Annotated in this window: 12 protein-coding genes; 8 read left to right on the top strand and 4 right to left on the bottom strand. The window is 65.8% G+C overall.

The window, feature by feature from the left end; translation table 11 throughout:
• Positions 1-35: 35 nt before the first annotated feature.
• From MU856_RS10495 to MU856_RS10485, 3 genes are read left to right on the top strand one after another with little or no spacing between them, the layout of a single operon-like run.
• Positions 36-584 (top strand): DOMON-like domain-containing protein, encoded by a 549-nt coding sequence (locus MU856_RS10495; protein WP_062900362.1) that lies wholly within the window; start codon positions 36-38, stop codon positions 582-584.
• A gap of 2 nt (positions 585-586) precedes the next feature.
• Positions 587-1,792 carry a DUF1343 domain-containing protein gene (locus MU856_RS10490; protein WP_263588980.1) on the top strand — a complete coding sequence of 402 codons (1,206 nt, stop codon included), beginning with the start codon at positions 587-589 and terminating at the stop codon, positions 1,790-1,792.
• A 4-nt stretch (positions 1,793-1,796) separates the two neighbouring features.
• Positions 1,797-3,047: a M24 family metallopeptidase gene (locus MU856_RS10485; protein ID WP_263587505.1), complete on the top strand. Its 1,251-nt coding sequence runs from the start codon at positions 1,797-1,799 to the stop codon at positions 3,045-3,047.
• Here MU856_RS10485 and MU856_RS10480 read toward each other — a convergent pair.
• The 4 genes from MU856_RS10480 to MU856_RS10465 form a co-directional block, all read right to left on the bottom strand.
• The gene (locus MU856_RS10480; protein ID WP_263587504.1) at positions 3,032-3,892 is read right to left on the bottom strand and encodes a DUF817 domain-containing protein; all 861 of its coding nucleotides are present in this window, start codon (positions 3,890-3,892) and stop codon (positions 3,032-3,034) included. The two genes, MU856_RS10485 and MU856_RS10480, sit on opposite strands and share 16 nt — an antisense overlap.
• Positions 3,885-4,691, bottom strand: a complete 807-nt coding sequence (locus MU856_RS10475; RefSeq protein ID WP_082819764.1) for a lipid II flippase Amj family protein — start codon at positions 4,689-4,691, stop codon at positions 3,885-3,887. The genes MU856_RS10480 and MU856_RS10475 overlap by 8 nt, the downstream gene beginning before the upstream one ends.
• Positions 4,692-4,808: 117 nt before the next feature.
• Entirely contained in the window at positions 4,809-5,987 is a 1,179-nt protein-coding gene (locus tag MU856_RS10470) for a vWA domain-containing protein (protein ID WP_186402416.1), read from the bottom strand.
• Between the two features lie 63 nt (positions 5,988-6,050).
• Positions 6,051-7,130, bottom strand: a complete 1,080-nt coding sequence (locus MU856_RS10465; protein WP_263587503.1) for a DUF2332 domain-containing protein — start codon at positions 7,128-7,130, stop codon at positions 6,051-6,053.
• Between the two features lie 39 nt (positions 7,131-7,169).
• Here MU856_RS10465 and hisG point away from each other — a divergent pair, with 39 nt between their 5' ends.
• From hisG to MU856_RS10440, 5 genes are all read left to right on the top strand, one after another.
• Positions 7,170-7,826, top strand: a complete 657-nt coding sequence (hisG, locus tag MU856_RS10460) for an ATP phosphoribosyltransferase (protein ID WP_062900357.1) — start codon at positions 7,170-7,172, stop codon at positions 7,824-7,826.
• The gene (hisD, locus tag MU856_RS10455; RefSeq protein WP_263587502.1) at positions 7,813-9,105 is read left to right on the top strand and encodes a histidinol dehydrogenase; all 1,293 of its coding nucleotides are present in this window, start codon (positions 7,813-7,815) and stop codon (positions 9,103-9,105) included. Before hisG ends, hisD begins: the two co-directional genes overlap by 14 nt.
• 11 nt (positions 9,106-9,116) lie before the next feature.
• The gene (gene nusB / locus MU856_RS10450) at positions 9,117-9,566 is read left to right on the top strand and encodes a transcription antitermination factor NusB (protein WP_263587501.1); all 450 of its coding nucleotides are present in this window, start codon (positions 9,117-9,119) and stop codon (positions 9,564-9,566) included.
• A gap of 181 nt (positions 9,567-9,747) precedes the next feature.
• The gene (gene thiL, locus MU856_RS10445) at positions 9,748-10,680 is read left to right on the top strand and encodes a thiamine-phosphate kinase (RefSeq protein ID WP_263587500.1); all 933 of its coding nucleotides are present in this window, start codon (positions 9,748-9,750) and stop codon (positions 10,678-10,680) included.
• Between the two features lie 175 nt (positions 10,681-10,855).
• Positions 10,856-12,958 (top strand): sodium-translocating pyrophosphatase, encoded by a 2,103-nt coding sequence (locus MU856_RS10440; protein ID WP_003039517.1) that lies wholly within the window; start codon positions 10,856-10,858, stop codon positions 12,956-12,958.
• The last annotated feature ends 41 nt before the right edge of the window (positions 12,959-12,999 follow it).

Raw genomic sequence — 12,999 nt, 5'->3', positions numbered from 1 at the left:
GGGGCGCTTAGCATGGGGTTTGCGATTTGGATAGCATGCGCACACAGCTGATCTGCCACCCCGGGACGCCCGCGAAAGCGGTGCGCGCGGTGTGGGCGGAGGTGGCGCTGTCGTTCGAAGACGGTTTTTCGCTGCGCTTCGGGGTCGAGGGCGATATCGGCGCCTTGGTGCTGCCGCCCTGCGAAGGACAGCTCGTAATCGCCGACACGGCGACCGACGGGCTATGGCAGAGCAGCTGCTTCGAGGCGTTTCTGACCGAAGAGGGGCAGCCCGACTATACCGAGTTCAACTATGCGCCCGATGGCCGCTGGGCCTGCTACCAGTTCGACGATTATCGCTCGCTCTTGAAAAGCGACGATCTGGCGCCGTGGGACATGACGTGCGAGCGCGGCGCCGCGCTTTATATCCTGCGCATCGAACCGGGCATCTATCCCGATCGCGGCAGCAAGCTCGCGCTGTCGGCGGTGATCGAGGAACTGGACGGCACCAAAAGCTATTGGGCACTGCGGCACCCGCCCGGCAAGCCCGACTTCCATCATCCCGATTGCTTTCAACTGACGCTTGGGGCACCCGGCGCAGCATGACCGTGACATTTGGCATCGACCGCCTGCTCGCCGATCCGGCGCTTCGCAAACCGCTCGAGGGGCGCCGCGTCGCGCTGCTCGCGCATCCCGCGTCGGTGACGGCCGACCTGACGCACAGCATCGACGCGCTGGTCGCGGCGGGGGTGAATGTCACCGCGGTGTTCGGGCCGCAACATGGTGTGCGCGGCGACCTGCAGGACAATATGATGGAGTCGCCCGACTTCACCGATCCGGCCTACGGCATGCCGGTGTTCAGCCTCTACGGCGAAGTGCGGCGGCCGACCGGGCAGGCGATGCACACGTTCGACGTGATGCTCGTCGATCTTCAGGATCTGGGTTGCCGCATCTACACCTATGTCACCACCTTGCTCTACATCCTCGAGGCCGCGGCGGCGCACGGCAAGGCGGTGTGGGTGCTCGACCGGCCCAATCCCGCGGGGCGCCCGGTCGAAGGCATGCTCCTGCGCGCCGGATGGGAAAGCTTCGTCGGTGCGGGGCCGATGGCGATGCGCCACGGGTTGACGCTGGGCGAAATGGGGCACTGGTTCCTTCGCCACTTCGGCGTCGACGTCGACTATCGTGTCATCGCGATGGAGGGGTGGCAGCCCGATGGTCCGGGTTTCGGCTGGCCCGCTGACCGCGCTTGGATCAATCCCAGTCCCAATGCGCCGAACGTCAACATGGCGCGCGCCTATGCCGGGACGGTGATGGTCGAGGGCGCGACGCTCAGCGAGGGGCGGGGGACGACGCGCCCGCTCGAACTCTTCGGCGCGCCCGACATCGATGCGCGGGCGGTGATCGCCGAGATGCACCGGCTCGCCCCCGAATGGCTGACGGGCTGCAAACTGCGCGACATCTGGTTCGAGCCGACCTTTCACAAGCATAAGGGACAGCTCAACAGCGGCATCCATATCCACGCTGACGGCCCGTGGTACGACCATGCGACGTTCCGCCCGTGGCGCGTGCAGGCGCTGGGCTTCAAGGCGATCCGCGCGCTCTATCCCGATTATCCGATCTGGCGCGGCAAGGATTTCAAATATGAATATACCGACGATGTGCTTGCGATCGACGTGATCAACGGCGGGTCCGACTTGCGCCTGTGGGTCGATGATGCGGCGGCAGCGCCGGGCGACCTCGACGCGCTGGCGCTGCCCGACGAGGCGGCGTGGCGTGAAGAGATTGCGGATTTGCTGATTTACCAGGGATAAGGGGATGGCGATGCAGCGGCGGCAATTTCTGGGTACGGCGGCGCTGACCGGATTGGTGGCGAGTGTGCCGATTTCCGCGCTCGCTGCCGACACCGCGGGCCTCCCCAACCTCGCGGCAAAGGCCGTCCCGATCGGTGCCGACGAACGCAAGACGCGGATCGCGAAGGCGGCGGCGCTGCTGCGCGCGAACGATATCGGCGCGCTGCTGATCGAGCCGGGGTCGAGCCTCATCTATTTCACCGGGGTCGAATGGTGGCGGAGCGAGCGGCTGACGGCCGCGGTGCTGACGTGCGAGGGCGAGGTGGCGATCGTCACGCCCTTTTTCGAGGAACCGTCGGTGCGCGAAAGCCTGGGCGTTCCGGCCGACGTGCTGACCTGGAACGAGGATGAAAATCCGCTCCGCTTCGTTTCAGACTGGCTGGCGAAGCGCGGACTTGCCAAGGGCAGGATCGGCGTCGAGGAGACGGTGCGCTATTTCGCGGTCGACGCGCTGGAAAAGGCAATGCCGGAGGCGCGCGTCGTCAATGGTGCGCCGGTCGTGCGCGGTTGCCGCATGATCAAGTCGGCGGCCGAACTCGCGCTGATGCAGGTCGCCAGCGACATAACCATCGCCGCCTATCGCCACACCGCGCCGCGGATCGAGGCGGGGATGACCCCGGCCGACATTGGCGCGATCATGCGCGCCGCGACGCGTGCGCTGGGCGGCAACAGCGAATTCGAGCTGATCCTGCTCGGCGAAGCGAGCGCCTATCCGCACGGATCGGGCAAGCCGCAGGCGGTGAAGGCGGGCGAGGTGGTGCTGATGGACTGCGGCGCGACCGTGCACGGCTATCAGTCCGACATCTCGCGCAACTTCGTCTACGGCAAGGCGAGCCCGCGCCAGCGGCAGGTGTGGGACGAAATGCGCAAGGGGCAGGACGTCGCCTTCGCCGCGGCGCAAATCGGTGCGGCGGCGGGAACGGTCGACGATGCGGTGCGCGCCTATTACCAGAAGCTCGGCTGGGGGCCGGGCTATCGCCTGCCCGGCACGTCGCATCGCACCGGCCACGGGATCGGCCTCGACGGGCATGAGCCGGTCAATCTGGTGCGCGGCGAAACCACGAAGCTGGCGGCGGGCATGTGCTTTTCGAACGAACCCGGCATCTATATTCCCGGCGAGTTCGGTATCCGGCTGGAAGATTGCTTTCACATGACCGACAGCGGCCCGAAATGGTTCAGCGAGCCGCCGCCCTCGATCGATCAGCCGTTTGGTTGATCCGGCCCCTTCGGTTGCTGCACCAGACTGACCAGCACGAAGCTGATGATCATCAGCAGATACCAGCTGCCCAGCTTCTCGAACCCCACCATGTGCCAGCCATCGGCCTGGCTGGGATAGGTCCAGGCGCGCGCGAAGGTACCGATATTCTCCGCGAACCAGATAAACAGCGCGACGAGGCCCCAGCCGACGAGCAGCGGCATGCGGCGGTGGATGTGGAGCGGGCGGAACCACACCTGACAACGCCAGAAGAGAAGCGCGGTGACGGCGAACAGAAGCCAGCGGATGTCGGGCAGCCAGTGGTGCGCGAAGAAGTTGACATAGATCGCGGCCGCAAGCGCGTAACTCGTCCACATCGGCGGATAGCCGGTGTAGCGGAAATCGAAGATGCGCCAGACGCGCGCGATATAGCTGCCGACCGCGGCGTACATGAAGCCTGAAAACAGCGGTACCGCACCGATGTGGAGCAGGCTGCCTTCCGGATATTGCCATGACCCCGCGGCGGTCTTGAACAGCTCCATGACGGTGCCGACGATGTGGAAGATCAGGATAACGATCGCTTCCCGCGGTGTCTCGAGCCGGAACGCGAGCATGCCGAGCTGGGTCAGCACCGCGCCGATGGTGATCGCGTCATAGCGGTGGACCGGCGCGCTGTCGGGCCAGAATAGATGGGTGCCGAGCAAAAGCGCGAGCATCAGCGCGCCGAACAGGCACGCCCAGCCCTGTTTGAAGCCGAACACCAGAAATTCGAGAAACCAGCCGCGCGGCCCGGGCTCGACCGCCATCGCCTCGAGCCGCGTGCGGACGGCGTGAAAGCGGCTGTGCCGCATCGGCGCGTCAGACATGCACGGAAACGTAAGCGATCAGCGTCGCGGCGGGCAGCAACAGCGCCTGCGCGAGGATCGTGCCGGCGAGCCGGCTCAGCGAGATGAAGGTGATCGCGCGGCGGAAATCACCCTCGTCGACTTTGCCCTCGACCGCGTCGTCGGTCATCACCGACAGCTGCGGGTCGATGAAGGCGAAGAGCAGGATCGTCGCGAAGCCGTTGATGAGTGCCGAAAGCTGCGAAGCGGTAACGCGAAATTCGGGGGCGAGATAGCCCGCATAAAGCGACGCGACGACGCCGACCGCGAGGAGCGATTGCGCAAGGCAGTTGGCGATCAGGACACCCCAGCCGATCCCCTTGGGCATGCGCCACGCTTTGAGGTGACCAAGGCTGGGCACACGAAGCGACTGGCGCATCGTGCGCAGGCCGCTCGGGCTGACCGCCTTCATCGCGAGCCGCGTCGTCGAGCGGTTGTTCTGGTACCAGCCGATCGCCGCGGCGAACATGCGCTGGCCGGTGGGAACGAGCAGGATGCCGAGCAGCGTCGCGACGCTTGCCGCCGCCAGCACCAATTGCATGTCGAGGAACAGCGAGGCGCCGCTGCCGTCATGGATGCGCGTTTCGATCCGCTTCGCGAGGAACGGCCCCAGAAAACTGTTCGAGGTGCGCGAAAAGAGCACGAGGATGTTGAACAGCGCGAACGACATCGCGATCCGCCGCGTCCGCACGCCGGCGATGCGGGCGGCATAGGCCAGCGCACCGATCAGGTTGATGAAGCCGGTGAGCAGAAGGATTGTAACGAGAGGGAGATCGATCATTCGGGGCCTAGTTTCTCGTCATTGCAAGCGGAGCGAAGCAATCCAGGGCGGTTGACGCAGGCTCTGGATTGCCACGGGCCTTCGGCCCTCGCAATGACGATTAAAGAAAACCGTGGCTCAATGCTTGCGCGTCAGTTCGCGCATCGCGTCGTCGAGCCCCGCCAGCGTCAGCGGATACATGCGGTCGTTCATCAACTGTTTGATCAGCTTCACCGACTGGGTGTAGCCCCATTGCGCCGAAGGAACGGGGTTCAGCCACACGGCGGCGGGATAGACGTGCGTCATGCGCTGCATCCACACCGCGCCCGATTCTTCGTTGAAATGTTCGACGCTGCCGCCCGGATGGGTGATTTCATAGGCGCTCATCGACGCATCGCCGACGAAGACCAGCTTATAATCATGGCCATATTTGTGGAGGATATCCCACATCGGCGTGCGTTCGGACCAGCGGCGCTTGTTGTCCTTCCACACGCCTTCATAGGGGCAGTTGTGGAAATAGAAGAATTCGAGATTCTTGAATTCGCTCGTCGCGGCGCTGAACAATTCCTCGCAAAGCTTGATGAACGGGTCCATCGATCCGCCGACGTCTAGGAAAAGCAGCAGCTTGACCGCATTGCGCCGTTCGGGACGCATGCGTATGTCGAGCCAGCCCTGCCGCGCGGTCCCTTCGATCGTGCCGGGAATATCGAGTTCGTCGGCCGCGCCCTCGCGCGCGAATTTGCGCAGGCGGCGGAGCGCGATCTTGATGTTGCGGGTGCCGAGTTCCTTGGTGTTGTCGAGATTGGCGAACTCGCGCTTTTCCCAGACCTTCAGCGCGCGCTTGTGCTTGCTTTCGCCGCCGATCCGCACGCCTTCGGGATTATAGCCCGAATTGCCGAAGGGCGATGTGCCGCCGGTGCCGATCCACTTGTTGCCGCCCTGGTGGCGCTTCTGCTGTTCTTCGAGCCGCTTCTTCAGCGTCTCCATGATCTCGTCCCAGTCGCCGAGCGCCTTGATCGCCTCCATCTCCTCGGGCGTCAGATATTTCTCAGCAACGGCCTTCAGCCATTCCTCGGGGATGTCGACGGGGTTCTGACCGTAATCGGTGAGCAGCCCCTTGAAGACTTTATTGAAGACCTGATCGAAGCGGTCGAGCAGCCCTTCGTCCTTCACATAGATGGCGCGGCTGAGATAATAAAATTGTTCGGGACTGCGATCGATCACCTCGCGGTCGAGCGCCTCCAGCAGCATCAGATGCTCTTTCAGGCTGGCGGGAATGCCCGCGGCGCGAAGCTCGTCGAGGAAGCCGAAAAACATGCGATATGCCTATCGCGTCGCGGCGGCGCGCGCAATCACTTTACGTTTACGGAAAGTGCGGGGTTACACCAACCACTCGATCCACGCGCCATGCGGGTGCGCGCGCGCCAGCATAACCGGCGCCGCGCCGCCCGGCCAGTGGCGCACGACGAGTTCGTGGCCGTGAACGGTGCGATTCGCTTCCAGCGCGACCCAGGCGAGCGGCCGGTCCGCGGTCGCGCGTGCGCCCGCCGCTTCCATCGCGGCGGTGATGCGCGCCTGTTGGTCGCCGGGGACATATTGCCAGACGATCGAGTGCATCAATAGGCGCGTCGTGCCCGCGGCCTGCGGCTTTGCCAATTCCTGTTCGACGAAATCGGCCGCGGTCATGCGCACGAGGTCGGGCGGCCGCGCTTCGGCGGCAACGATCGCCGCCTCGATTCGCGCGAAGCGAATGGCATGTTCGGGCCAGACGAACGCTTTGAGACGTAGTGCCTGCGCCGGATCGGTCAGATCGATGGGGGCGACATCGCATCCCTTCGCCGACACGATTTCGATCGCATGCTGCGGCGGATGGCGGCCCTGCCAGTCCGGGGTGAAGGCCATGACGCCGGGCTGGGGGCCGACCTGGACGCCGCCGAGGTCGTAATGATAACGGTTGAGCATCAGGTTGATCCCCGCGCTCGATCCGATTTCGAGGCACTCGAAACGCGCAGGAAGGCCCTGATCGGCGAGCCACAGCATTGCGGCGATGAAGTTGGCCGACCGGCCCGCCTCGTTTGTCTGCGGCGGACCGTCGAGCCACGGCAGCAGCGCCGCCTCGTGCCGTCGCACCACGCCCGCCACGATGACGGCATCGTTGATGTCGTTGGCGTCGGCATAGATTGGCGCGAGATCGTCTGCGGCGCCCGAAAGGTGCAGCGCATGGAGCCCGCCGGCGGCGCGCAGCGGCAGCGCGTCGGCAAGCGCCGCGCCGGGCCAGTCGGCGATGCGGCGTGCGAAGCCGGTTTCGGGCCGGTCGAGGAGCGTTGCGACAGCGGCGACGATGCGCGCCGTGATCGGCGCTTCGGCCGCGCGGCAATAGGCGACCTGATTGGCAAAAGCGGTGCGGACGGCGTCGGGTCCGGTTTCGTTCATGTCGACGAACTTGTACCGCTCGCTCATTGCCCTTTCTCCCGCTGGCGCTTATGTGCGCCCTCGCTTATGCCCGAACCGATCATCTTTGCCATCCCCAAGGGACGCATCCTCGACGAGGCGCTGCCGCTGCTCGCCCGTGTGGGCATCGAGCCGGCCGCCGACTTCTTCGACAAGAAGAGCCGCGCGCTCGTGTTCGGGACGAACCAGCCGCATATCTCGCTGATCCGCGTACGCGCCTTCGATGTCGCGACCTTCGTGGCGCACGGCGCCGCGCAGCTCGGCATCGTGGGTTCGGACGTCGTCGACGAGTTCGACTATTCGGAGCTCTATGCGCCGGTCGACCTCGGCATCGGTCATTGCCGTCTGTCGCTCGCCGGGCCGGAGGGCAGCGCGCCGCCGGGGCTGGGCGAAAGCCATATCCGCGTCGCGACCAAATATCCCGCGACGACGCGCCGCTGGTTCGAGGGGCAGGGGATTCAGGCCGAGTGCATCAAGCTGAACGGCGCGATGGAGATTGCGCCGAAGCTAGGGCTGGCTTCGCACATCGTCGACCTTGTGTCGACGGGGCGGACTCTGGTCGAAAATGCGCTCGCCGAACAGACGATCATCAGCGAGGTTTCGGCGCGGCTCATCGTCAATCGCGCGGCGTTCAAGCTGCGTTCGGCCGAGGTGCCCGCGCTGGTCGAGAAATTCCGCGAGGCCGTCCGCGATGCGGCGGCTTGACGCCTCCGACCCCGGCTTTGCCGCCGCATTCGACGCGCTGGTCGACGACCGGCGCGAGAGTGCGTCGGACGTATCCGCCGATGTCGCTGCGATTGTCGCGCGGGTAAAGGCCGAAGGCGACGCGGCGCTCGCCGATTATACCGCGCGCTTCGATCGCTTCGACCTCGACGGCAGCGGCTGGCGCATCACCGCTGAGGACTGCGCCGCGGCCTATGCGGCGCTGGCCCCCGAATTGCGGGGCGCGCTCGACCTCGCGGCGACGCGCATCCGGGCCTATCACGCCGCGCAATTGCCCGAGGACCGCGATTATCGCGATCCCGCCGGCGCCCGGCTCGGCGCGCGCTGGCGTGCGGTCGATGCCGCGGGCGTCTATGTTCCCGGCGGCCGCGCGGCCTATCCGTCGTCGGTGCTGATGAACATCCTGCCCGCCAAGGTCGCGGGGGTCGAGCGGATCGTGATGGTCACGCCGACGCCGGGCGGCGAAACCAATCCCGTCGTGATGGCGGCGGCGCATATTGGCGGAGTCGACGAAATCTGGCGCGTCGGCGGCGCGCAGGCGATCGCGGCGCTCGCCCATGGCACCGGCCGGATCGCTCCGGTCGATGTCGTCACCGGCCCCGGCAACGCCTGGGTGGCCGAGGCGAAGCGCCAGCTTTACGGCGTCGTCGGCATCGACATGGTCGCGGGGCCGAGCGAGATCGTCGTCGTCGCCGACAACCGCAACGCGCCGCACGTCATCGCCGCCGACCTTTTGAGCCAGGCCGAACATGACCCGACGAGCCAGTCGATCCTGTTCACCGACGATAGCGCCTTTGCCGATGCGGTCGCCGACGCGGTCGCCGCGATTATTCCGACGCTGAGCACTGCGGCGACAATGCAGGCGAGTTGGGCCGACAATGGCGCGATCATCGTCGTGCCGAACCTGACTGATGCGATCGCGCTCTGCGACCGGCTGGCGCCCGAACATCTGGAACTCGCGGTCGATCCCGCCGAGGCCGACGCGCTGTTCGCGCGCGTGCGCCACGCGGGCTCGGTCTTCCTTGGCCGTCAGACACCCGAGGCGATCGGAGACTATGTCGCCGGGCCCAACCACGTCCTCCCGACCGGCCGCCGCGCCCGTTTTTCGAGCGGGCTTTCGGTCACCGATTTCATGAAACGCACCAGCTTCCTGGCGCTCGACGAAGCGAGCCTTGCGGCCATCGGACCCGCAGCGGTCGCGCTTGCGGATGCCGAGGGACTTCCCGCGCATGCGCTGTCGGTCAGCCAGCGCCTCAACTGAAACGAAAAGCCATGAACAAACGCGCCCAATCCCGCTCCGCCGCCCGCCTTGCCGCCGTCCAGGCACTCTATCAGCACGAAATGGAAGGCACCCCGGCCGCGCAGCTGATCCATGAATTCCACCAGCACCGCATCGGCGCGATCATCGAGGACGCCGAATATGCCGAAGCCGACGTTCCCTTCTTCGACGATATCGTGAAGGGCGCGCTGGCGCGGGCGGTAGAGGTCGACGCGGCGATCACGGCGCGGTTGGCAAGCGGCTGGACCATGGATCGGCTCGACCGCACGATGAAGGCGATATTGCGCGCCGGCGCCTATGAACTGATCGCGCGCGGCGATGTGCCGGTTGGCGCGGTGGTGAGCGAATATGTCGATGTCGCCAAAGCCTTTTTCGACGGCCGCGAGGCGGGTTTTGCCAACGGCCTGCTCGATGCCATCGGCAAGGATGTGCGCGCGAAATAGAAAATCCTCCCTGCCGCGCAGCGGTGGGGAGGGGGACCGTCCGAACTATGGTGGAGGAGCGGTAGCTTTGCGTCATAGCCCCTCCGTCAGCGCTTCGCGCTGCCACCGCCCGATGGCTTCGCCACAGGGAGGATCGATGTCTCCCTTTTATGCCGGCCCATGATCCACTAGGCTTGCCGCAATGAACGAAGCCGATTTCATTGCCCATCTGCGCACCATCGCGACCGATCCTGCGGCGCGCGGGCTGGCCGATGACACGGCGCTGCTCGGCGATCTTGTGCTGACGCACGACATGATCGTCGAGGGCGTCCATTTCCTGCCCGACGACACGCCGCAGGACATTGCGTGGAAGCTGGTTGCGGTGAATCTGTCGGACCTTGCGGCGAAGGGCGCAGCGCCGCTCGGCGTGCTGCTCGGCTATAGCCTGTCGGGCGATGCGGCGTGGGACGCCGCCTTCGTCGCGGGGCTGGACGATGTGCTGCGCCGGTTCGACGTGCCGTTGCTCGGCGGCGACACGGTGCGCCCGCCCGCCGGCGCGCCGCGCAGTTTCGGCCTGACCGCAATCGGCCGCGCGCCCGCGACCGGAGCGCCGGCGCGCAGCGGGGTAAGGCCGGGCGATCAGATCTGGGTGACGGGGACGATCGGCAACGCGGGCGTCGGCCTGGCGATGCGGCTCGGCGAGATCGAACCGGGCGCAACCTGCATGGCCGCCTATGCCCGGCCCTTGCCGCAACTGGCGCTGGGCGCGGCGCTTGCGCCGCATGTCCATGCGATGATGGATGTTTCCGACGGCCTGCTGATCGACGCCAAGCGGATGGCGGCGGCAAGCGATTGCCAGATCGCGCTGATGCTGGAGGTGGTGCCGCTGTCGGCGGCGCTGCTCGCGGTGCGTCCCGACGTTCTCGACACGCGGCTCGCAGCGGCAACGGCAGGCGACGATTATCAATTGCTCTTCGCGGCGGACTCGGGGCAAGCCGATGCAATCCGGGCGCATGCGGCCGCCGAAGGCGTCGCCGTGACGGCGATCGGCCATGCCGCCGTCGGCGCCGGATTGCTGCTGACGCACCGGGCGCAGCGCGTCGCGCTACCGGAGCGTCTCGGTTTCGCGCACTAGGCGCGGAAAAGGGCGAAAAAACCGGGCTTGCCAAAGGGCGAGGTTTCTTCCCATAACGCGGCGTCCAGAATTTGGGGCGGTCGCATCAGGGGAGAGAGCGAACCGGCATCAATAAGTCGGACGTTCGACAGCTATCCTGTGTCCGCCCCCTTCATTGGGGAAGGAACAGACACGCATGAATCCGGTTTTGATCGCGATAGCGTGCGGCCTATTGGCCGTGCTCTATGGGTTCATTACCTCGCGGCAGGTGCTCGGCGCCTCGGCGGGGAATGACAAGATGCAGGAAATCGCCGCCGCCATTCAGGAAGGCGCGCAGGCTTATCTGAAACGGCAATACAGCACCATCGCCATCGTCGGCGTCGTCGTGGCGGTGATCGTCGCGGGGGCACTCGGACCCGTTTCGGGGACGGGTTTCGTCATCGGCGCCGTCCTGTCCGGTGTCGCCGGATTCATCGGCATGAATATTTCGGTACGCGCAAACGTCCGTACCGCGGCCGCTGCCCAAAAGGGGCTGCAGGCCGGGCTGACGCTCGCCTTTCGCGCCGGTGCCATCACCGGCCTTCTCGTCGCCGGGCTCGCGCTGCTTGCGATTGCGGTATTTTATTGGGTGCTGACGGTCCAGATGGGCAAGACGGTGGGCGGCGATGACCGCACGGTCGTCGACGGGCTCGTCGCGCTGGCCTTCGGCGCTTCGCTGATTTCGATCTTCGCGCGTCTCGGCGGCGGCATCTTTACCAAGGCCGCCGACGTCGGCGCTGACCTGGTCGGCAAGGTCGAAGCGGGTATCCCCGAGGACGATCCGCGCAACCCCGCGGTCATCGCCGATAACGTCGGTGACAATGTCGGCGACTGCGCGGGCATGGCGGCCGACCTTTTCGAAACCTATGTCGTCACCGTCGGAGCCACCATGGTGTTGACCGCGCTGCTGCTGAAAGGGGCGGGCGATCTGCTGCCCGGCCTGATGTCGCTGCCGCTGCTGATCGGCGGGGTGTGCATCATCACCTCGATCATCGGCACCTATTTCGTCCGCCTCGGCGGCTCGAACAATGTCATGGGCGCGATGTACAAGGGCTTCCTGGTTTCGGCGATCCTCGCGGTCCCCGCGATCTGGTTTGCGACCAGCCACGCGCTGGGCGGGATGGAAACGGCGGTCACCGGCACCGACTTTACCGGGCGCGATCTTTTCTATTGCTCGCTGCTCGGTCTGGTCATCACCGGCCTGATCATCTGGATCACCGAATATTATACCGGCACGGGCTTCCGTCCGGTGCGGTCGATCGCCAAGGCCTCGGAAACGGGCCATGGCACGAACGTGATCCAGGGCCTCGCGATCAGCCTCGAAGCCACCGCGCTGCCGACGCTGGTCATCGTTGCTGGCATTATCATCGCCTATCAACTCGCGGGGCTGATCGGCATTGCCTATGCTGCGACTGCGATGCTGGCGCTCGCCGGCATGGTCGTCGCGCTCGACGCTTATGGCCCGGTGACGGACAATGCGGGCGGCATCGCCGAAATGGCGGGGCTGGACGACAGCGTGCGCGAAAAGACCGACCTGCTCGACGCCGTCGGCAACACCACCAAGGCGGTGACCAAGGGTTATGCCATCGGTTCGGCGGGCCTCGCCGCGCTGGTGCTGTTCGCGGCCTATACGACCGACCTTCGGGAATTCTTCCCGAGCCTGACGGTCAATTTCAGCCTCGAAAACCCCTATGTCATCGTCGGGCTGCTGCTCGGCGCGCTGCTTCCCTATCTGTTCGGTGCGATGGGCATGACCGCCGTCGGCCGCGCGGCGGGGGACGTGGTGAAGGATGTGCGCGATCAGTTCGCGGGCGATCCCGGCATCATGGCGGGCACGTCGAAGCCGAACTATGCGCGCACGGTCGACCTCGTGACCAAGGCGGCGATCAAGGAGATGATCATCCCCTCGCTGCTGCCGGTGCTGGCGCCGATCGTCGTCTATTTCGTGATCTCGGCGGTTGCGGGCCAGGAGAACGGCTTTGCCGCGCTCGGCGCCCTGCTGCTCGGCGTGATCGTCGGCGGCCTGTTCGTTGCGCTCTCGATGACCTCGGGCGGCGGCGCATGGGACAATGCCAAGAAATATATCGAGGACGGCAATCATGGCGGCAAGGGCAGCGAAGCCCATAAGGCAGCCGTGACGGGCGACACTGTCGGCGATCCCTACAAGGACACCGCGGGTCCGGCCGTCAACCCGATGATCAAGATCACCAACATCGTCGCGCTGCTGCTGCTCGCGGCGCTGGCGGGACACGCGATGTAAGCATCGCGCCCGTCAGGGTGAAAGAATGGCCCCGCCGGAGC

This window comes from Sphingopyxis sp. GC21 (assembly GCF_025727575.1).
GTDB lineage: Bacteria > Pseudomonadota > Alphaproteobacteria > Sphingomonadales > Sphingomonadaceae > Sphingopyxis > Sphingopyxis terrae_A.
This window is presented reverse-complemented; position numbering and strand designations above follow the sequence as displayed.

Bases quoted from the DNA above. Each gene is read 5' to 3' on its own strand.
- MU856_RS10475 (WP_082819764.1), bottom strand. From the start codon at position 4,691: ATGATCGATCTCCCTCTCGTTACAATCCTTCTGCTCACCGGCTTCATC.
- MU856_RS10470 (WP_186402416.1), bottom strand. From the start codon at position 5,987: ATGTTTTTCGGCTTCCTCGACGAGCTTCGCGCCGCGGGCATTCCCGCC.
- MU856_RS10495 (WP_062900362.1), top strand. From the start codon at position 36: ATGCGCACACAGCTGATCTGCCACCCCGGGACGCCCGCGAAAGCGGTG.
- thiL (WP_263587500.1), top strand. From the start codon at position 9,748: ATGAACGAAGCCGATTTCATTGCCCATCTGCGCACCATCGCGACCGAT.
- MU856_RS10485 (WP_263587505.1), top strand. From the start codon at position 1,797: ATGGCGATGCAGCGGCGGCAATTTCTGGGTACGGCGGCGCTGACCGGA.
- MU856_RS10465 (WP_263587503.1), bottom strand. From the start codon at position 7,130: ATGAGCGAGCGGTACAAGTTCGTCGACATGAACGAAACCGGACCCGAC.
- MU856_RS10440 (WP_003039517.1), top strand. From the start codon at position 10,856: ATGAATCCGGTTTTGATCGCGATAGCGTGCGGCCTATTGGCCGTGCTC.
- hisD (WP_263587502.1), top strand. From the start codon at position 7,813: ATGCGGCGGCTTGACGCCTCCGACCCCGGCTTTGCCGCCGCATTCGAC.
- MU856_RS10480 (WP_263587504.1), bottom strand. From the start codon at position 3,892: ATGTCTGACGCGCCGATGCGGCACAGCCGCTTTCACGCCGTCCGCACG.
- nusB (WP_263587501.1), top strand. From the start codon at position 9,117: ATGAACAAACGCGCCCAATCCCGCTCCGCCGCCCGCCTTGCCGCCGTC.
- hisG (WP_062900357.1), top strand. From the start codon at position 7,170: ATGCCCGAACCGATCATCTTTGCCATCCCCAAGGGACGCATCCTCGAC.